The 21,898-nt window shown below is 32.8% G+C and carries 20 protein-coding genes and 1 pseudogene; 19 read left to right on the top strand and 2 right to left on the bottom strand.

The window, feature by feature from the left end; genetic code table 11:
• Positions 1-276: 276 nt before the first annotated feature.
• The 14 genes and pseudogenes from nhaC to ACM591_RS03050 all read left to right on the top strand — a co-directional run bounded on the left by nhaC (position 277) and on the right by ACM591_RS03050 (position 15,157).
• On the top strand, positions 277-1,701 hold the full coding sequence (gene nhaC, locus ACM591_RS02985) for a Na+/H+ antiporter NhaC (protein WP_051664343.1): 1,425 nt from the start codon (positions 277-279) through the stop codon (positions 1,699-1,701).
• Positions 1,702-1,874: 173 nt separating this feature from the next.
• Positions 1,875-2,750 (top strand): cidABC operon transcriptional activator CidR, encoded by an 876-nt coding sequence (gene cidR / locus ACM591_RS02990; RefSeq protein WP_029378203.1) that lies wholly within the window; start codon positions 1,875-1,877, stop codon positions 2,748-2,750.
• A 359-nt stretch (positions 2,751-3,109) separates the two neighbouring features.
• Positions 3,110-3,496, top strand: coding sequence for a CidA/LrgA family protein (locus tag ACM591_RS02995; RefSeq protein WP_029378204.1), 387 nt, complete (start codon positions 3,110-3,112; stop codon positions 3,494-3,496).
• Positions 3,497-4,183, top strand: a complete 687-nt coding sequence (locus tag ACM591_RS03000; protein ID WP_029378205.1) for an LrgB family protein — start codon at positions 3,497-3,499, stop codon at positions 4,181-4,183.
• Between the two features lie 86 nt (positions 4,184-4,269).
• Entirely contained in the window at positions 4,270-6,012 is a 1,743-nt protein-coding gene (locus ACM591_RS03005; RefSeq protein WP_029378206.1) for a pyruvate oxidase, read from the top strand.
• Positions 6,013-6,322: 310 nt separating this feature from the next.
• Entirely contained in the window at positions 6,323-7,717 is a 1,395-nt protein-coding gene (locus ACM591_RS03010; RefSeq protein ID WP_029378207.1) for a YfcC family protein, read from the top strand.
• Positions 7,718-7,947: 230 nt separating this feature from the next.
• Positions 7,948-9,984 carry a glucose-specific PTS transporter subunit IIBC gene (ptsG, locus tag ACM591_RS03015; RefSeq protein ID WP_029378208.1) on the top strand — a complete coding sequence of 679 codons (2,037 nt, stop codon included), beginning with the start codon at positions 7,948-7,950 and terminating at the stop codon, positions 9,982-9,984.
• A gap of 156 nt (positions 9,985-10,140) precedes the next feature.
• Complete coding sequence (locus tag ACM591_RS03020) at positions 10,141-10,701, top strand: GNAT family N-acetyltransferase (RefSeq protein WP_029378209.1); 561 nt, start codon at positions 10,141-10,143, stop codon at positions 10,699-10,701.
• A gap of 22 nt (positions 10,702-10,723) precedes the next feature.
• On the top strand, positions 10,724-11,245 hold the full coding sequence (locus ACM591_RS03025) for a VOC family protein (protein WP_029378210.1): 522 nt from the start codon (positions 10,724-10,726) through the stop codon (positions 11,243-11,245).
• Between the two features lie 29 nt (positions 11,246-11,274).
• Entirely contained in the window at positions 11,275-12,264 is a 990-nt protein-coding gene (locus tag ACM591_RS03030) for a D-cysteine desulfhydrase family protein (RefSeq protein WP_225489465.1), read from the top strand.
• A 135-nt stretch (positions 12,265-12,399) separates the two neighbouring features.
• Positions 12,400-12,804 (top strand): annotated as a pseudogene (locus tag ACM591_RS03035) (acyl-CoA thioesterase).
• Between the two features lie 127 nt (positions 12,805-12,931).
• Positions 12,932-13,261, top strand: a complete 330-nt coding sequence (locus tag ACM591_RS03040; protein WP_029378212.1) for a thioredoxin family protein — start codon at positions 12,932-12,934, stop codon at positions 13,259-13,261.
• Positions 13,262-13,533: 272 nt separating this feature from the next.
• On the top strand, positions 13,534-14,052 hold the full coding sequence (locus ACM591_RS03045) for a GNAT family N-acetyltransferase (RefSeq protein ID WP_029378213.1): 519 nt from the start codon (positions 13,534-13,536) through the stop codon (positions 14,050-14,052).
• A 130-nt stretch (positions 14,053-14,182) separates the two neighbouring features.
• Entirely contained in the window at positions 14,183-15,157 is a 975-nt protein-coding gene (locus ACM591_RS03050) for an alpha/beta hydrolase fold domain-containing protein (RefSeq protein ID WP_058625882.1), read from the top strand.
• Positions 15,158-15,330: 173 nt separating this feature from the next.
• Here ACM591_RS03050 and ACM591_RS03055 read toward each other — a convergent pair whose 3' ends face one another.
• Both ACM591_RS03055 and ACM591_RS03060 read right to left on the bottom strand, forming a co-directional pair.
• Complete coding sequence (locus ACM591_RS03055; RefSeq protein WP_029378215.1) at positions 15,331-16,488, bottom strand: ArgE/DapE family deacylase; 1,158 nt, start codon at positions 16,486-16,488, stop codon at positions 15,331-15,333.
• 183 nt (positions 16,489-16,671) lie between these two features.
• Positions 16,672-16,986: a hypothetical protein gene (locus ACM591_RS03060; protein WP_029378216.1), complete on the bottom strand. Its 315-nt coding sequence runs from the start codon at positions 16,984-16,986 to the stop codon at positions 16,672-16,674.
• 419 nt (positions 16,987-17,405) lie between these two features.
• On the opposite strand from ACM591_RS03060, the gene pgsB reads away from it, so the two are divergent.
• Genes pgsB through ACM591_RS03085 form a run of 5 tightly spaced genes read left to right on the top strand, consistent with a single transcriptional unit; the run spans position 17,406 to position 21,845 of the window.
• A complete protein-coding gene (pgsB, locus tag ACM591_RS03065; protein ID WP_058625883.1) occupies positions 17,406-18,563 on the top strand; it encodes a poly-gamma-glutamate synthase PgsB in 1,158 nt (385 codons plus the stop codon).
• Between the two features lies 1 nt (position 18,564).
• Entirely contained in the window at positions 18,565-19,017 is a 453-nt protein-coding gene (gene pgsC / locus ACM591_RS03070; RefSeq protein ID WP_029378218.1) for a poly-gamma-glutamate biosynthesis protein PgsC, read from the top strand.
• Between the two features lie 14 nt (positions 19,018-19,031).
• Positions 19,032-20,102, top strand: coding sequence for a CapA family protein (locus ACM591_RS03075; RefSeq protein ID WP_029378219.1), 1,071 nt, complete (start codon positions 19,032-19,034; stop codon positions 20,100-20,102).
• Positions 20,092-20,250: a hypothetical protein gene (locus ACM591_RS03080; RefSeq protein ID WP_099265790.1), complete on the top strand. Its 159-nt coding sequence runs from the start codon at positions 20,092-20,094 to the stop codon at positions 20,248-20,250. The genes ACM591_RS03075 and ACM591_RS03080 overlap by 11 nt, the downstream gene beginning before the upstream one ends.
• A 2-nt stretch (positions 20,251-20,252) precedes the next feature.
• Positions 20,253-21,845 (top strand): gamma-glutamyltransferase, encoded by a 1,593-nt coding sequence (locus ACM591_RS03085; protein ID WP_326026671.1) that lies wholly within the window; start codon positions 20,253-20,255, stop codon positions 21,843-21,845.
• The last annotated feature ends 53 nt before the right edge of the window (positions 21,846-21,898 follow it).

Genomic DNA, 21,898 nt, shown 5'->3' on the forward strand with positions numbered 1-21,898 from the left:
ATAAGATAAACTATTATTACAAATAACTTTAATATATTTGAAATATATGCCACGCAATTGTAATTTTGCTAAAAAACACTTAAAGAAAAACTATAACAGATATTTTTTTAATGATAATAAATGTAATTTATTGAATATAAAAATTAAAATTAAACATAAATTTAAATAATAAAGGAAGTATTGAAAGTGTTTCTCAACTTGAGTATGATTTAACTAACAAAGGAGGTGGCTATTATTTTTAGTAGAAACACTAAAAACAATAGTAGTAAGCACAAGGTGAAAAAGCCATTAGGTTTTGTTTCGGCGATTGTTACGTTAGTGACAATGATTGCAGCAATGCTTTTTACAGTTGCAGTACTAGAAAAGGAACCGCATATTCCTTTATTAATAGGAACAGCTGTAGCGATACTAATTACAATGTTACACGGTTACGAGTTTAGTGAAGTTGAAGAAATGATGTATAAGGGGATTCGTCATGCTTTGCCAGCAATCGTAATCATCATACTTGTAGGATTAGTAATAGGATCATGGATAGGCAGCGGTGTAGTCGCAACGATGATTTACTATGGATTACAACTGATAGACCCAAGATACTTTTTAGCAGTTGTTATTATCTTATGTGGCATCGTAGCTTTAGCTATAGGTAGTAGTTGGTCGACGATGGCGACTGTGGGGGTTGCCTCGATGGGTATTGGCATTAGTATGGGTATATCACCCGGTATCGTTGCTGGTGCAGTGATTTGTGGGTCATACTTTGGTGATAAGATGAGCCCGCTATCGGACACTACGAACTTAGCTTCTGGATTAACTGGTGTTGACTTGTTTGAGCATATAAAACATATGTTTTATACGACAATCCCAGCATTAGTTATTTCATTAATTGCTTTTTTCTTTATAGGGCAACGCTTTGGTGGAAGAAATTTTGATGCAAAAAACATAAATGACATTCTTGCAACGATGCAAGATAACTTTTTAATTACACCATGGCTATTGCTTATACCAATTATTGTAATTGCACTTGTTGTAGTAAAAGTTCCTGCGATTCCAGCAATTTGTGTAGGGATCATATTAGGATTTTTTGCTCAGATATTTTTACAAGGTGGTTCTATTACAGAAGCACTTACAGCTCTGCAAACAGGCTATACAATTGAGTCAGGCAATAAATTGGTAGATGAACTATTCAATCGAGGTGGATTGGAGTCAATGTTCTACACAATATCACTGACACTTGTTGCAATGACCTTTGGGGGTGTCCTAGAATATTCAGGTATGCTCACAGCGTTAATTGCTGTTATTTTAAAAGTGGCTAAATCTACGGGATCATTGATTGCATCCGTTATTATATCGTGTATTGGCACAAACTTTACTTGTTCTGAACAATATATTTCCATTATTGTGCCATCGCGCATGTACATAAATACGTTTAAAGATAAGAAACTGCATCCGAAAAATCTATCTAGAGCGCTAGAAGATGGTGGAACATTGACGTCTGTGTTTGTACCTTGGAATACATGTGGTGTCTTTATTGCATCAACTTTAGGCGTTTCAGTGGTAGAATATGCGCCGTTTGCTATTTTAAATTATACTGTACCAATCATTTCGATTATATTTGGTTATATTGGTTTTAAAATTATTGGTTTAGATGAATCAGAGAGTGAACAAGCAGACCAATCTCAAAAAAATGATACAAATTTAGCATAGTGCATAAATATAATAGCTGTAATTATTATGAAGGAGTGGGACATCATAGGTGTTCCGCTCTGATTTTTATACGATAAGTTTTTGAATGACTATATAAAGTATGTGATTGAATTATTAGAAATTCTACGTATACTGAACAGTATTAAATATGTTTCAAGTAGAGGTGTAAACATATGGATATTAAACATATGAAATATTTTGTCGAAGTCGTAGATCAAAAAGGAATGACTAACGCTTCAAAATCACTATATATTGCTCAACCTACAATTAGCAAAGCAATAAAAGACTTAGAAAAAGAACTTAATATGACTTTTTTCGATCGGAGTAAGAGACAACTCGTATTAACTGATGCTGGAAAAGTATTTTACAAAAAATGTAAGGAAATTTTGACTTTATATAAAGATTTACCAAAAGAAATTAATAGCTTGTTGGGATTAGAAACAGGTCATATAAGTATTGGCTTATCAGCAGTAATGAACATGAATAAGTTTATACATATCTTAGGTGAGTTTCATCAAGAATACCCAAACGTGACCTACAATCTTGTTGAAAAAGGTGGCAAAATGATTGAGACACAATTAATCAATGATGAAATTGATATTGGTATTACAACGATACCCGTAGACCAAGATATTTTTCACTCTATACCACTGTATCAAGAAGACTTGAAATTAGTAGTAAATAAAGAACATAGATTAGCGGATAGAGAACAGATTAATATGGCTATGTTAAAGGATGAAGATTTTATCTTATTTAATGAGGACTTTTATCTAAATGATAAAATTATTGAAGCGGCAAAAAACGCTGGTTATGTACCGAAAACGATATCTAAAATTTCGCAGTGGAATTTTATAGAGAATTTATTAAGTGCACACTTAGGCGTAAGTATATTACCGGAAAATATTGTGAATTTATTAGATGGTAGCTTTAAAAACATAACAATTGATGATCCGAGTATGCGTTGGGAATTGGGAGTTATTTGGAAGCGAGATAAATATCTTAGCCACGCAACAAGAAAATGGATTGAATTTATGAAAGAACGTTTATAGAAATGAGTTGTAAAGTGCCACATTACTTTTAAGAAAGCTTTATTTAAAAAAGTTGTTCATAGCAAGTGGGTCGGCGAAACACTTTTGTACATTGTGTTTTCGTTGTCCCGCTCTTTTTTTATTTTGAAAAATAATCAAGCAAGTAAAAAAATAAGCGCGCATTAGCATATTTCCAGTTTTTGTTAAAATTTATTAATATGGAATAGTTATAGATAAATATAATTGAATAAACCGCTTTCATTCATAAAAGTAATAAGTCATATTAAAAATCAATATTTTTATTATATGATCAGGGGACTTATAATAAGAGATGTAATCAATAAAGTTTAAAATAATAATGCAATAAAGGATGATGAATATTGCAAATATCAAAAAAGGTATCAAAAATTTTACTGCAAGTATTATTAATTATGGGAATCACTTATATAGGCAATGTAATTCAGAGCGTATTGCATATACCAATCGCAGGTAGCATTGTAGGATTACTTGTGTTTTTCCTCTTATTACAGTTTAAAGTAATTCCGTCAAAATGGGTCAGTGAAGGCTCTAACTTTTTCCTTACAACGATGGTGTTTTTCTTTGTACCGTCAGTGGTTGGTGTTATGGATGTCGTTTCTGATATTAACTTGAATTTTATCCTATTCTTTTCAATGGTTATTTTAGGAACATGTTGTGTCGCATTAATTTCTGGTTTTATAGCTGAGAAAATGGTTAAAACTGCGCGATACGGGAATGGACAAAATTAGATGATGTTTTTAAAAGGCTTTTTAATGATTGCTTTGACACTAGCAATGTTTATAGGTGCCAAAAAATTACAGTTAAAATATAAAACACCATTTTTAAACCCGGCATTAATATCGTCTATAGGAATTATTATTGTACTTCTATTATTTAAAGAAGATTATCAAGATTATATGACTGGCGGAAAATGGATTCATTATTTATTGAATTGCACTGTTGTTTGTTTAGCATTTCCACTATATCAAAATCGCCATAAAATACTACAAAATGCGAGTATTATTTTTAGTAGTGTGCTGACAGCAGTGATGTTAAATTTCATATTTGTGTATAGTATATTGAAAATTTTAGGATACTCAAAAGAAGTAATCGCGACAATGTTACCAAGATCAATGACTGCTGCGGTAGGCATAGAAGTATCACATCAGCTAGGTGGTATTGATACTATTACAGTTATGTTTATTGTAACTACTGGTTTGATTGGTAGTATTTTAGGTTCATATTTATTGAGATTAGGTAGATTTAAAACTTCAATTGCGAAAGGTTTGACATATGGAAATGCTTCACATGCTTTTGGTACAGCGCAAGCATTAGAGATAGATTTAGAATCTGGTGCATTTAGTTCTATTGGAATGATACTAACAGCAGTTCTAAGTTCAATCATCTTACCTATTCTGATCCTTTTCTTATACTAAATGATTACTGTTTAGTGATAATAGATTGCGAAGTTAATTAAAAATATGGGAAAACAACTTGAATATTGAAAGGAGCTATTTTGATAATGGCAAAAATTAAAGCGAATGAAGCATTAGTGAAAGCATTACAAGCATGGGACATTGATCACTTATATGGTATTCCTGGTGATTCTATTGATGCAGTGGTCGATAGCTTAAGAACGGAAAGAGATAATATTGAATTTGTTCATGTTCGCCATGAAGAAGTAGCAAGTTTAGCTGCTGCTGGCTACACAAAACTAACAGGTAAAATTGGCGTCGCATTAAGTATCGGTGGCCCTGGTGTTATTCATTTACTAAATGGAATGTATGATGCGAAGATGGATAATGTACCTCAATTGATTTTAGCAGGCCAAACAGACAGTACTGCTTTAGGAACAAAAGCCTTCCAAGAAACCGATATTAGCAAAATGGTTGATGATGTAGCAGTATACAAACATCAAGTAACTGAAAATGATAAAGATATTTTTGGAATTGTAAATGAAGCAATACGCACAGCTTACGAGAAAAAAGGTGTATCTGTCTTAATCTTGCCTAACAACTTATTGACGCGCAAAGTTAAAGACACTACTAATCAAAAAGTGGATACTGCACCACCAGCTCGTGTAGCACCAAAACCAAATACTATAAAGAAAGCGGCTAAACTCATTAATAAAAGTAAAAAGCCAGTAGTATTACTTGGTACTGGTGCACAACATGCAAAAGATGAAGTCCGTGAATTTATAGAAGCATTTAAGATACCAACGATTGTAACGTTACCAGCAAAAACAGTTCTGTCTGATGCGCATCCTTATAACATAGGAAATCTTGGTAAAATAGGTACTAAAACAGCATACCAAACGATGCAAGATGCGGATTTATTAATTATGGTTGGTACTAATTATCCCTATGTAGATTATTTACCAAAGAAAAATATCAAAGCAATACAAATTGATACAAATCCAGAAAATATTGGACACCGTTTTGATGTTAATGTGGGCATTCTTGGTGATAGCAAACTAGCATTGCTACAATTAACTGATATGGCTAAGCATGTTGCAGATCGCAACTTCTTAAATAAAACATTAGAAAGAAAGGCTACATGGGATGCTTGGATGGCTGAAGATATGGCTAATGATAGTAAACCTATTAGACCAGAACGTTTAATGGATGCTATAAATAAAGTTAGAACAGACGATGCCATCTTCTCTATAGATGTCGGTACAGCAACGGTATGGTCTACACGTTATTTAAACTTAACAGTGAATAATAAATTTATTATTTCTAGTTGGTTAGGTACGATGGGGTGTGCGTTACCTACTGCAATAGCTGCCAAACGCGAGTATCCAAATCGCCAAGTAGTTGGTATTATTGGTGACGGTGCGTTTGACATGGTTATGCAAGATTTTGCAACTGCAGTGCAGTATGATTTACCAATGACATTATTTGTATTAAATAATGAACAACTTTCATTTATTAAATATGAACAACAAGCTGCCGGTGAATTAGAATATGCTATTAACTTCACTGATATTGACTTAGAAAAATTTGCTGAAAGTTGTGGCGGGGTTGGTTACACACTTAAAGATCCAAACAGAATTGATGAAGTAGTTGAAGCTGCTATGGCTGAAAATAAACCAACGATTGTTAATGTTTATGTAGATGAAAACGCAGCGCCATTACCAGGTAAAATTGTAAATGAAGAAGCAATTAATTATGGTAAATGGGCGTTTAGATCTATTACTGAAGATAAAAAATTAGACTTTGATGAATTGCCACCAATGTCAACAGCAGTAAAACGTTTCTTCTAACATAACAATGAGGCGTTAGTTGCTATAGATGGAGATTTGAAATGTTTTATTGGAAAATAGTTAGTGAATATAAATGATATAAGTAATTTTATAGGGCGAGAACATGTAATCAAAGAAACTTTTGATTTGTGTCTCGCTCTTTTTTTATATACTAAGATATTGATAAAAATCAAGACTATGGAATAATAGAGTTAACTAAATTTTCAGACAAAAGTAGAAAAGCATGCATTGTGCATCAATAACACTTAGGACTTATAGTGCATTGATTATTTTATAGCATAGTGTAGTTAAATTGGAGAGGGATGTAAAAATGATTAAAAAAATATTCAAAAATAATCAATTAAAAACACCGCACACTTATGCTCTGTTACTCTTTATTATCATCTTTTCTAGTGTACTGACATATTTAATACCTGCTGGTGAGTATGCAAGAGAGAAGAAAGATGGACAGACTTTAGTAATATCAGGTTCATATGAACAAGTTCAGCAACAAGGTGTATCGTTCTTTGATATTTTTAGGGCTATACCAGAAGGGTTGATTAGTGGTGGAGAAATTGTATTTTATATTTTTCTAGTAGGTGGGGCGTTTGGAATTGTACATAAGACTGGTGCATTTGAAAATGGTGTGAATAAAGCGATGCAAACACTAGGTTCATACAAAGTGCTAATGATTCCTTTAACTATGACTATTTTCTCGATATTAGGTTTTTCAATAGGATTAGCGGAAGAAACGATTATCTTTGTTCCTATTGGCATAATTATCGCACGCACACTAGGTTATGACGCGCTTACTGGTGCAGCAATGGTTATTTTGGGAGCGGCCAGTGGTTTTATAGGTGGAATGTTAAACCCTTTTACTGTAGGTGTAGCACAAACTGTGGCAGAATTACCAATGTTTTCGGGATGGGGTCTACGTACCATTATTTATATATTTATTCTAATTGCTGCAATTACTTCAGTTATGTTATATGCGCGAACTGTAAAACGAGATATGTCTAAATCTTTAGTATACGAATTAGAACAAGTTGAAAGTCATGAAAATAGTGTGATTGAAGCAGCACGCTTTACAAAACGACAAGCAATTGGTTTAGGGTTAATAGTGATGGTAATCGTATTAAATGTATATGGCATATTTACGTATGGTTGGTCATTTAATGAAATGAGCGCTAACTTTATACTTGCTGGTTTACTCGCTGGTTTCATTGGTGGCCTTGGATTAAATGGTACTTTTGATGCGATGATTGATGGAATGAAAGATATTCTGTTTGGTGCTATGATAGTTGGATTTGCCAAAGGTATTATTGTTATTCTGGAAAATGGTCAAGTTATTGATAGTATTGTGCATGGCATGACAACGTTACTTGCGGATGTACCATCTTCTTTAGTCATTATTGCTATGTTTATATTACAGTTTATGCTTAATTTCTTTATACCATCTGGGTCTGGTCAAGCCTTGACTACAATGCCTTTAATGGTACCTATTTCTGATTTGTTAGATATTAATAGACAAATTACCGTGTTAGCATTCCAATACGGTGATGCTATTAGTAATGTATTATTTCCAACGTCAGCTATTTTGATGGGAGCCTTAGCAGTAGGTAAAATAACCTATACGCAATGGTTGAAGTTTGCTTGGAAGATCATCTTAGCTTGGGTTATTATCTGTTGTATTGGTATGTCCATTGCACTTATAATTGGTTATTAACGTGAGTTGTTTGGTGCAATTGTATAAGGTCATACAAATTAAAAATAAAAATTTATATTGTATATTTTATGAAAGCGTTATATAATGTAAAAAAACATATCGTTACTTTGCGTGTTACTGGTTAAGCAGGCATGAGCAAACAGAAAGACTATAGGGAATAGTCTGTTTGCTCATGCCTTTTTTGCGCACTAATAACGATCAAATTATATTTTTGGAAGGGATGTTTTTATATGTTTAAAAAGCTATTCGGACAGCTTCAGCGTATAGGTAAAGCTTTAATGTTACCAGTCGCTATTTTACCTGCTGCCGGGCTATTGTTGGCAATAGGTACAGCTATACAAGGTGAGGAACTACAACACTATCTACCATTTATTCAAAATGCGGGTGTTCAGAGTGTTGCCGAAATGATGGCAGGCGCTGGAAGTAGTATATTTGATAATTTACCAATGATATTTGCTTTGGGTGTTGCGATAGGTTTAGCTGGTGGAGATGGTGTTGCAGCAATTGCAGCCTTTGTCGGCTATGTTATTATGAACAAAACAATGGGGGCATTTTTACATGTGACACCAGATAACGTTAATGATGCAGCAAGTGGTTATGCAAGTGTCTTAGGAATCCCAACGTTACAAACAGGTGTGTTCGGCGGTATTATTATTGGGGCATTAGCAGCGTGGTGTTATAACAAATTCTATAATATTTCATTACCGTCTTACTTAGGTTTCTTTGCTGGTAAACGTTTTGTACCAATTATGATGGCAACAACTTCATTTGTATTAGCGTTCCCAATGGCATTAATATGGCCAAGTATTCAAACTGGCTTAAACGCATTTAGTGAAGGATTATTAGATTCAAATACAGGGGTCGCAGTTTTCTTATTCGGATTTATTAAACGTTTGTTGATTCCATTTGGTTTACATCACATTTTTCATGCACCGTTTTGGTTTGAATTTGGCGCTTGGAAAAATGCAGCTGGCGAAATAATTCATGGTGACCAACGTATCTTCATTGAACAAATTAAAGAAGGTAGTAATTTAACTGCTGGTAAATTTATGCAAGGGGAATTTCCAGTTATGATGTTTGGTCTCCCAGCAGCAGCTTTAGCAATTTATCACACAGCAAAACCTGAAAATAAAAAAGTAGTAGCTGGATTAATGGGGTCAGCAGCTTTAACTTCTTTCTTAACAGGTATTACAGAACCATTAGAATTTTCATTCTTATTTGTAGCACCATTACTATTTTTAATTCATGCAATTCTTGATGGTCTATCTTTCTTAACTTTATATTTACTAGATGTACACTTAGGCTATACTTTCTCAGGTGGATTTATCGATTATGTCTTATTAGGGGTCTTACCTAATAAAACACAATGGTGGCTAGTTATTCCTGTAGGACTTGTCTACGCAGTAATTTACTACTTTGTATTCCGATTCTTTATCCTTAAATTTAAATACAAAACACCAGGTCGCGAAGATAAACAAGCGCAAGTTACGAATTCATCTGCAAGTGAATTACCGTTTAATGTTTTAAACGCAATGGGTGGACAAGATAATATCAAACACCTTGATGCATGTATTACGAGATTGCGTGTTGAAGTAGCAGATAAAAGTAAAGTGGATACTGCGGAATTGAAAGCATTAGGTGCTTCAGGTGTACTTGAAGTAGGTAATAATATGCAAGCAATTTTTGGACCTAAATCTGATCAAATTAAACATGATATGTCTTTAATTATGAAAGGCGAAATCACAAAACCTAGTGAGACTACAATCACTGAAGAAGATGAGGAAAATACGGTTCAATTAAATAAAGACTCAGATACAGAGATTTATGCTCCGGGTAAAGGACAGCTTATTCCTTTATCAGAAGTGCCTGATCAAGTATTTGCTCAAAAAATGATGGGTGATGGTGTAGGTTTTGTTCCAGAAAATGGAGAAATTGTAGCACCATTTGATGGAACCGTTAAAACAATCTTCCCGACGAAACATGCTATTGGTCTAGAATCTGAACAAGGCATAGAATTATTGATTCATATCGGCATCGATACAGTTAAGTTGAATGGTGAAGGTTTTGAAAGTCTTGTGAATACTGGAGATACGATTAAGAAAGGTCAACCGCTTATGAAGGTTGATTTAGACTATATTAAGTCTAACGCACCAAGTATCGTAACGCCTTTAATCGTAACAAATTTAGAAGATCGTACAATTGAAACAGCTGATGCGAACCATGTATCTGCTGATGAACTAATTATGAAAATTAGCCAAAAATTATAAATCATAAAATTAAAACTAATAGAGCTCGAGACATCATACAATATGTCTCGAGCTTTTTTATCATGATAAGGATTATATAGAAATAAAAGTGTTGAAATATTCTGAAATTGTAAATATCATTAGAATTAAGAAAAGAGAAAGTAATGGGTGATAAAAATGAAATATAAACCAACTATGCATGTAATGCCGAAAGTATCGTTAGTACCACCAGAATTAAATATGGCAGAACCACTGTATAGAACAATTAAAAATAACTTTACACACTTGGCACCGTTTTTAGATTTTATAACAGAAGATGTGACGATTGAAGATGAACGTGCATATTTAAAAATGATGATTCAGCAACATGCGGACAATAAAGCGAGGTTATTCTTAATTTACTATGAGACATCACTTATAGGTACTGTTGATTTACATAAAATAGATCATAACAATCGTAAAGCTGAAGTAGGTTATTGGATAGCTGAAGGATATGCGGGTAAAAACATAGTAACGAATTGTGTTAATCATTTATGTCACTTTGCATTTGAAACCTTATCTCTTAACAAACTTATAATTAAAGCGGATGTTAGAAATATAGCCAGTAACAAAGTGGCTGAAAAAGCAGGATTTACTTTTCTAGCAACAGATGTAGAAGACATCTTTGATGGTGAAAATTATAGAGATATGAATAGATATGTCTTACTTAAAAAACAATTTGATCAGCAACCGAGATAATTTGTTATTAGGAGGGGAGTATATGGAACTTACTAGAGGCATTAACCATATAGGCTTAACAGTTCCTGACATTGAAAGTGCTACTCAGTTTTTCAAAGAAGCTCTAAACGGTAAAATTGCGTATGATAGTCAAACTAAAGCAGAGGAGCCACGAGGGGGAGCACATGTTGAACATGTTTTAAATATTGAACAAGGGGCAGTAATTGTAAAAAAACGTATGATGGTATTTAATAATGGTCCTAATATAGAGATGTTTGAATTTGAACAAGCTAAACAAAATAATCCGACGTCTTTACAGGATATAGGATTTACACATATTTCATTTTATGTTGATGACTTTGACAATACACTAGCACAAGTTAAACAAGCCGGAGGTATACCAGTATCTGAACCACATACTAATACAAGATATGAAGATACGGTAGGTAATCAAACAGTGTATATTAAAACACCATGGGGGAGTCTCATTGAGTTACAAACAGTACCTAATGGCTTTTATTATCCGGAACATAGCGAAGCAACTGTTTTTATACCAGAGCCATAAACAGATATGACTAAAGGGAGGAAATAAAGATGTTACAAAACAAATTAAATGTAGCTAATTTGAAAACACCTATTCATAAATTAGAACAATTAAGTGAGACTTTAGGTAAAAATATTTATATTAAAAGAGACGACTATACTGGAACTGAGATTTCTGGTAACAAGGTGCGTAAATTAGAATATACCTTGCAATATGTCTTGGATAATGGCTACGATACAGTAATCACAACTGGAGCCATAACATCAAATCACGCAAGAGCGACCGCTGCATTATGTGCACAATTCAACATAACATGTCATTTAGTACTCCGAGGTAACTTGGCAGAGTTTGAAGGGAATTTATTTTTAGATGCAATGTTGGGGGCACACATTCACATTATTGAGCCATCTGCTTCAAGAGAAGAAGCAATGGAAGCATTACAAACTGAATTAGAAAAACAAGGGAAACGGACATTTGCTATACCGACAGGCGCTTCTGATTGGATAGGATCACACGGTTATATCAACGCTTTTAATGAGATTGTTGAACAAGAAACAGATATGGATGTCCAATTCGATTCAATTAATTTAGCTGTCGGTTCTGGAGGAACTTATGCTGGTCTTTGGTACGGTAATATAAGCCATGATTTAAATAAAAATATCACGGGATTCGCAGTTACTCAAAGTGCGTATGAATTTAAAACAAAAATAATCGATATATTAACTCATTTAGATGATAGTATAGCATCATTTGACACGATATCTATCAACGATGATTATATTGGTCTAGGTTACGGGCAAGCTACAGATGAAGAATTACAATTTTATATCGATATTGCCCAACAAGAAGGAATTATTTTAGACCCAACCTATACAGGAAAAGCCTTTAGAGGCTTAGTAGAAGAAATTAAAGCTGGTAGCTACGACAATCAAAATAATATTTTATTTATCCATACAGGTGGATTACAAGGTTATACACAGGCAACAAGAACGCGTATGCAACAGTTACTTACTGAAATTTCACATGATAAAAAGAAATAACCTAGGAACTATTATTATATTTGGATTAAAGTAATGTATTACAGACAAAGTTTATATTGGTGAATTTGTGTATTATTATATTTATATTATTGTGGAGTATCATTCCACGTAATTATATAAGGAGCGTAATGAATCATGACCGTTAGAAAATTAGTGTCAGAAAAAGCGATAGAAGTGAATGGTTACGATATAGATGGGATGGGTATCGTAAGTAACATAGTATATATCAGGTAGTTTGAAGATTTACGTACGGATTTTATAAATCAATATATGCCTTACTCTGATATGATGAATCAACATATTTCACCAATATTAATGAAAACAGAAGCAGAATACCAAACACCTATAACGATACATGATAAACCAATAGGACGTTGCTACATTGTAAAAGCGAGCAGATTGCGTTGGGAATTCGAATTCGAGATTGTGTCGGAGAACAAAGTACATTGTTTAGGCCATCAAAATGGCACATTTTTTGACTTACAACAGCAAAAGTTAACCAAATTACCAGAAGTTTTTCAAAATATATTGCGAGAATAGAATTAGCTTAGTGAGGTATTTGAATGAGTTTATGTATGATATTATAGGTAAGCATAAAGTTTGCTACATTATAGATAAACACGGCATAATGATATTCAATTTATTAAAACAAAGGTGGTGTTCAATCGTGCAACAAACATTGACAACGATAGATTCATTTCACGACTTTATAGCTCGACATCCATTGGCTATAATACACATTATGAGGGACAATTGTAGTGTGTGTCACGCAGTATTGCCACAGATAGCTGACATAGTAAAGGATTTTCCTAATGTACCATTGGGTATTGTTAATCAAAGCGAGTTGGAAGAGATAGCGGGTGAATTATCTATCTTTACAGTACCGGTAGATTTGATATATCTAGATGGAAAAGAGATGCATCGCCAGGGTCGTTTCATTGATATGCAACAATTTGAACATCAATTGAGATTAATGTATGAAAGTTTAGATAACTAAAATTTGGTGAGCGCTTTTTTGTAGTTACTCATATTAATAAAATAATGAATCTCTGTTAATATAATATGAACTTCTTTTGGGGTTGCTATATATTTGAAAGCTATTAAGCAAAGATTATGAAAGAGCTGAGACAATAATTATCTCTCAGCTTTTTTTTGTTTTCTAGAAATCAAATTGCTCATCATAAAAGAGTGGAAAATTTGATAAAAACTGTCATAATTACATTAAATAATGTATGATAAGTAAAATTCATAGTGCTAAGGGGGATTTTTATGCGAATTGAAAGGGTTTGTCCGAATGAAGCGGAAGCGCTTTATGATTGTATGAAAAAAATTGATCAAGAGTCCCAATATATGCTCTATTTACCAGAAGAGAGAAATTTCGATAAAGAACGCTTTGTAGACGATATAAGACGCAATTTTTATATTGGTGTTAAGTCGGAAAATAATCAAATCTTAGGTTATTTATCGGTACATATTAGTACATTAGCAAAAGTGAGGCATATTGGTTACATTGTTACTGGATTAATCAATGACATACAACAACAAGGTTTAGCAACTCAAATGTTTGATGAAACTTTTAAATGGGCTAAACGAAAAGGTCTCAGAAGGTTGGAATTAACAGTGATTACTACCAATAAACGTGCTGTGAATTTTTATGAAAAGATAGGATTCAAGATTGAAGGAATTAAACATAGTTCTGTTTATATGGATGATCATTATTTTGATGAATTGTATATGTCTATGATGTTAAATGAAATATATGATAGCGAGCCTAAAGATATAGGGTAAGCCTTTTTGTTAATTTTAGATAATGTCATTGTTAGCTAAGGATATAGTTCCTTTTGTTAAAATTATTGCTAAGTTTGTTATAAACTATATGTAATAACAATATTAATGTAATAGGCAAGGAGGAAAAATTGTGATAAAGAAAATAGCTGCATTATCAAGTGTGACAATTGCTGCTTCATATCTATACGTAAAAGTAAGAGAAAAACGAAGTTATAAAAGTTTTTTATATGAATTAATGTTAAAAATTACTAATGCGAAAAGTTCATTTGAAAATGTTGAAAATGCGCAAAAAAGCTTAGATGCTGTGAAAGAAGAAACAAAGGGTCTATACGATGGTACAGCGTATCGTTTTAAACATAGAGTGCAAGCAACAACTGTCCAACAGTCTACGGTTTATACGGTCAATGATCAAGCCGATAGACAACAACAAGTCGTATTATATATACACGGTGGTGCTTGGTTCCAAGATCCATTGAAACATCATTTTGATTATATCGATACACTTGCAAGTGAATTGAACGCTAAAATCGTCTTACCAATTTATCCCAAAGTGCCACATGCGACATATAAAGAGACATTTACATTATTAAAAGAAATATATGAAAGTATTGTGAGACAGGTAGAAGATCCACATCAAATCATAGTGATGGGAGATTCAGCGGGTGGGCAAATCGCGTTATCATTTGCTCAGTATATTAAAATGCAATCACTACCTCAGCCAAGTAATATTATCATGATTTCTCCTGTACTAGATGCAACATTATCTAATCCTGAGGCAGTAATTTATGAAGAAATTGATCCGATGTTAGCTAGAGAAGGAAGTAAGTTTTTTTTAGAATTATGGTCAGGAGATTTACCATTAACAGATTGGCGTATTTCCCCTATGTTTGGAGATTTAGAAGGACTTGGGCATATTACGTTAATCATTGGTACAAAGGAAACATTATATCCAGATGCACTTAAACTTTCGAATATGTTGAATAAACAGAATATAAGTCATGATTTTTTACCAGGGTATAACTTGTTTCATATTTATCCAATATTTCCAATTCCAGAAAGAGCACAAGTAATAACAAAACTAAAGCAGATTATCAAAAAATATTAGTCTCAATATGGAACATAATAGTTTAATAGTGGGATGATAAAACTTAATTAATATAATAAAGAAGTGAGTTAGCAGTCTAATATATAATTTAGACCAGTTAACTCACTTCTTTTTAATTATTTATTAAAATAAATCATATAGTTCTTAACATCAATTTAATAATATACTAATTTTTATTTTAGATTTTTTAAGTAAGTAGGGAAAAATTCTGTGTATAAATCAATGAATTTGAAGTAGCTATCTTTCTCAACATATTCGTCTACTTGATGAGCCTGACTTACAAGGCCAGGACCGTACATGATAAATGAAAAATCTTCATCTTTATCAACTAATAAGTCAGAAGCATCTGTAACTCCTGGCGATGCTTCGTAAGGTAAATCTGTATTTAAATATTTTAGCCCTAAATCGTGAGCTAGTGTTGCTAGTTTATTTTTACCGGTAGTATAAACGGGCGGTCTAGACATATACGTATCAATTTCTATATCTGTTTGATCAGTTTCAACTTGTTTTAAAATTTCGTTAAAATAGGTTATGAATTGGTCATTGTCATGTTCAGGAATAGTGCGAATGTTAAACTCAGATTCAGCATGTTCTGGTATAGAGTTTACTTGATTGCCACCATTGAAAATTGTAGCGTTCATAATTGGATTTCCTAATAAATCATTATTTTGATCAAATTTAGCGAACCCTTCATCCGCTTTATATACAAATTTAACTAGAGGTGAGATTGCATTAAATCCTAATTGTGGCATAGAGCTGTGGGCAGCCTTTCCTCTTGAAATAACGCGAATGTCCATAGAACCTTTATGGGCATAGATGATTCTATCTTGTGAAGGCTCTGCAATAACTAGTGCCTCTACATCTTTCATGTAACCTTCTTGTTGGAAAGTTTTAGCACCTTCACCAACAATTTCTTCTCCTGCAGTGGCTAATAGCCTGATACGACCATATTCTAATAAGTTTTGATCATGGATATCAATCATGCTTAATACTAAAGCAGCTAATCCAGATTTCATATCGGCTGATCCACGACCATATAGTTTGCCATCTACTTCAGTCAATTTAAATGGATCATATGTCCATTTATTAATATCGCCTTCAGATACGACATCCATATGACCAGAAACACCTAAAACAGGCCCTTCAGTTCCAATCTCAGCAACTAAGTTAGCTCTCGTATCATTGATTTTAATTATTTTTGATTCGATACCGTGTTGTGATAATAAATCTTTTAAGTACTCACAAACTTGGAGTTCATGGTTATTTACGGATTTAATTGTCACTAAATCCTCCAAAATTTGAACCTTTTCACTATCTGTAAATTTACTCATAATTAAAAACCCCTTTTCAATAAATATAAAATTCAGACAATTTAAGTATAGCTAATAAAATTGAAGAATTGTAACTAAAAGGGTTGAATTTAACGTAAAGAAAATTTGGGTAGCAATGCTTTGTAACATAAATAATAAAGTGGTAGAGCTTATTAAATATAAAAAATCATACATGATTTTTTATCAACTTTGTTCTAAAGTCCATGTATGATGCTGATTATCTTTCATTGAAGATACATTATTTAATTTGTAATCATTACTAGATTGTGAATCTTGAGGTATATCACTAGATTCAGTAGTTTTTAACTTAGAAGATTGGGAACTGTTGTTGATATAGTCTACGTTTTCAATATTTTTAGTGTTATCAGAATCTAATACGGCGCCTCTCATATCATTACCTTGAAAACTTCCTACTAAAAGCATAACCAGATAAGCGCAGCAAATAATTGCTACCACAGCAAGATATATTGAAACCACCAATTTGACTGATTTACTCATAAACTACCTCCTAAAATTTGTATCAGCTGTCCCTTACACATATAAGATAACATTTGAATTTTAAGGCTATGTAAAAATGAGGTAAATAATATATTTATTTGTTTTCATTATAAATACTTAGAAAAAATAAAAAATATTAAAAATCTTCTTATAAGAATAAAACGTGTACAAAAATAAAGAAAAAGCTTTTGTATAAGGATTTCTAAGTGGAATTAATTTGTTTTCGGATTAATTGTAAACTTCAATTTACAAATTATTAATAGATAATTCAAACTATTTAAACTAAATCAATAACTGCATGATAGCATGTCATTATCAAAAGGTTGCAGTAGAGTAGACATGTCATTTAGTAATTATTGATATTCTACGCTATTTTGAATACATACAATTAAATAGGTTGTTGAAAAGAGGGATAAAATTTGCTACTAATCATAATTTGTATCGGGGTTATTCTTTGGTTAGGTATTGTTGAAAAGAAAAGACATTCTAACAGATTAGAAAAGATTCCTATACGCATCAATATAAATGGTATTAGAGGTAAATCTACTATAACTAGATTGATTTACAGTACTTTACGTGAGGATAACTATCGCGTTATTGGTAAAACAACAGGTACAGATGCGCGTATGATGTATTGGTTTACACCTAGAGAATACCCAGTTTATAGAAAACCACAAGGAGCTAATATAGGAGAACAACGGGATATTATCAGGAAAGTTGTGAAACAAAAAGCCAATGCTTTAGTTAATGAATGTATGGCTGTAAATCCCGATTATCAAATAACGTTCCAAAAAGATCTTGTTAAAGCCAATATAGGCGTCATCGTTAACGTAATGGAAGATCATATGGATGTTCTTGGACCGACGTTAAATGAAGTGGCGGAAGCTTTTACAGCAACCATACCTTATAAAGGACATCTTGTTGTAATGAAAGATGACTATACAGACTTTTTTGCTAAAGTAGCAAAAAAGCGTAAGACGAAGCTTATCGTTGTAGATAAGGAAGAAGTGCCAGAATCGTATTTAAGGAAATTTGGCTACATTGTGTTCCCTGATAATGTAGCTATTGCAATGGGTGTTGCAGAAGCACTTGGTATTGATAGAGAAATAGCATTAAAAGGTATGCTGAACGCACCGCCAGATGTTGGAGCCGTTGAGGTTAAATACTTTGATGCTAATCAGTCAACTAATGTTTATGTCAATGCGTTCGCTGCTAATGAACCGAAATCGACTAAGGCAATATTAAATAAGGTGGAAAGTTATAACTATCCATATAAGAAAATTGTTATCATCTTGAATTGCCGTTCTGATAGGGTCGATAGAACAAGGCAGTTTGCTGAGGACTTTATTACTGAAGTTGATTTTGACACATTGATTTGTACTGGTAAGAGTACGCAAATGGTTACTGAAGTAATGAAAGGCCAACCGGATAAAAAGTATTTGAATTTTGAAGGTAAAGATATAAAAGAAATAGAGCAAGCGTTATACCAAGAGTCTCAAAATGCATTGATATTTTGTGTAGGTAATATCCATGGACCAGGTAAACAAATAGCGCAGTATATAGAAGGGATCAAATAATATGATAGGTTCAGAATTATATTTTTCATTATTTGTGGGCATTGTATTAAGTTTAATCTTCGCTGAAAAATTTGGTATTAGTCCAGCTGGATTAGTAGTACCTGGATATTTAGCTTTAATTTTTGATCAACCCATTATGCTATTATCTGTACTGATCATTAGCTGTATTACATACTTTATCGTAAATCATGGTATAAGCCGTATTGTTATACTATATGGCCGAAGAAAGTTTGCAGCCATGATATTGACTGGAATGGTTTTAAAATTTGTTTTTGACTTGATATATCCAATCACACCATTTGAGATGGTTGAAATGTCAGGCATAGGTGTGGTTATACCAGGCATTATAGCAAATACGATTCAAAAGCAAGGTGTCATTATTACTTTATCAACTTGTATGCTTTTAACATGTATCACTTATGTCATTTTATTCTTTTATAGCTTTATCAACTAGTAAGGAGCATATATATGAAGAATTCAAAAAGATTTTCAATAGAAGAACGCATACTCAAGTGGACTAAACGACATAAGAAAAGAAATACAATTTACACTAGCGTTATTTTAATTATCGCTATTGTACTTTTAGTATTTGTCATGACATCACAAAAAATTGAACCCGTTAAAGCTATGAATAAAGGTCAAGGTGATATAAGAATGACATATTTAGGAAATGTCGAATTAAATAACCACATTAGGAAGAATAATATTAGCGAAACTTTTAGTGCTATTAAGCCAATTTTAAAAGGGAGTGATTATTCTACGGCAAGTTTACAAGTATCGAAATTCTCAGATGATAGAAAAACAAATATCAATAAAAACTTAGAAAATGTAATGTTTTTAAGAGATTTGAATATAAAAAGCTTAAATCTTATCAACCAAGTTACAGACAATATAACTGCGAGAGATTTAATGAAATCAGTAGAAGCACAGTCAGGATATAACTATTTAACCGGAAATGGCTCCAATGCTATCAATAGTAAAACAGTACAACAAACGGTTAAAAATAAAAAAATAGCTAATGTATCTTTTACCGATGTTGAGTCAGACTATACAGATACATTAAAAAATACGACATCAGTGAGTTTAGAGCCAAACATTTATATCCCTTTAATCAAAAAACTAAAAGAAAACAATGATTATGTAGTTGTCAACGTTGATTGGGGCATTACAGATGAACGATCAGTGACAACAAGGCAAAGAGAATACGCGCATTCGTTAGCTGATGCCGGTGCTGATGTGATAATTGGTCATAACTCGGTAGTACAAGAAATTGAAAAATACAAAGATACCAGTATCTTTTACAGTTTAGGCAATGTAACATCAGAAGATTTTTTATCTAAAAATAAACAAGGTTTAGCAGTACAACAAAATTGGAATGGTGATCAGTCTCAGTTTACGGTGACACCAATTAAGTCACAAGGTGGACAAATCACTAAATCTAACCCCAATAAAGTAGAAGAAATCAAGTTACTTAATAATATCGAAGGTAAAGACATTAATTTCAAAAAAGAGAATGGAGGTTACGTTTATGAACATTAAAGAACATTGGGTAAGTATAACAGTTATTTCAGTTGTATTAGTTGTTTTTCTATTAATCGTTTTCGCGAGAGCGAACGAAGGATTAGATCAATATGAACTAAATGAATTGAAAACTTCTCATCACCAATATCTGTCTAAAGGAGCTTAAGTATGAGTATTTACAATAAAAAAACGCTCATCGTAATATTACTCCTTACAATTATCATATCTTTTAGCTTTTTTATGATAACTAAAAAAGATAATTATAATAAAGATGAATTATATGAGAATAAAATAGCAGATCATGACCAAGATCTTTCAGATAAAAATTACGGTGTTGCTTCAAACAATCCAATCGCAACGCGCGTTGGGGAAAAAATATTGCAAGACGGCGGTAACGCGATAGATGCATCTGTAGGTGTTTCTTATGCACTTGCAATAACAGAGCCTCATTCATCTGGTTTAGGTGGTGGCGGTGCAATGTTAGCTTATGATGGCCAACAAAATGTTGCACCAAAACAATGGCAATACAAAGATATATCATCTTTTAATTTTAAACAAAAAGACGAGATAGGTACACCTGGCTTTGTACGTGGTTTACATGATGCACATAACGAAGGGGGCAAAATGGACGAAAAGAAAATACTAGACTATGTTATACCTTTAGCTGAGGATGGTTTTGAAGTGGATTCAGAGTTGGAACGTAGTTTAAAACTTTATGGTTCAGATATTGACCGAGATTCCCCATTTTTTGATAGTGGTCAGACGAAAAGAGAAGGTGACGTAGTAAAACAACCCGCTTTAGCTAACACGATTAAGGGCATTAGAGACCATGGGCCGGAATACTTTTATGAGAAAGTAGGTAAAAGTGTCTCTAAGCAAATAGATGAAGAAGTTAATGAAAAAGATTTTACAAGTTACAAAACAGAGAAAAAAGAACCGGTAAGTACAGATTACTTAAATAATAAAGTGTATTCTGCATCTAATCCATTAGGTGGCACGCTAATGCTTCAAGGTTTAGAGATCGATGAAGCAACTGGAAATGATACAACACCAGATAACCGATTAGATTATATTACAGGTATGTTAAAATCCAGGGCATTGATGTATAGAAATAGAGATATCATTAATGGTCAAGATGAAGACTACGATGAATATTTATCTCAAGATTATATATTAGGAAAATTAAATGAGGTTAATTTTAATAGTAATTTCAATACAAATAATATGGACAATACAAGTACTACACATTTTGTAGTTATAGACAAAGACGGTAAGTTAACAAGTACTACCAATACGTTAGCAAGTTTCTTTGGTTCTGGTAAATACATGAAAGAGGGATTCTATATGAATAACTCATTAAACAACTTTTCATCAAATCCGGCAAGTCCGAACTACGGTGGAAAGCATAAAGAGCCAAGGTCGTTTACAGCACCAAGTATTGTTGTAGGACCTGATTATTACATGGGTATAGGGACACCAGGTGGTAACAAGATACCGACTACATTGAATGAAGTGTTGGTAGATTATTTAAGAGGTGATGGTACCCTACAAGAATCGATAGATAAACCGCGTTTTTATAACGATGGTGGACAAATTTTTTATGAAAATGCTACAAGTAAACAAGATATAGACATATTCAAAAGTTTAGGTTTTCAAATTGAAGAAAAACGTAACGACCCTAACTTTGGTAGTGTCCAAGCCGCACTTTACAATAAGAATAATAAAACTGTTGAAATTGGACACGATGTCGGTAACAGATAGTAAATAAAGGGGTAAGGTAGAAATCTAATATAGCATCAATAACAAAAGAAAAC

The organism is Staphylococcus sp. Ze2 (assembly GCF_048568365.1).
Lineage (GTDB): Bacteria > Bacillota > Bacilli > Staphylococcales > Staphylococcaceae > Staphylococcus > Staphylococcus xylosus.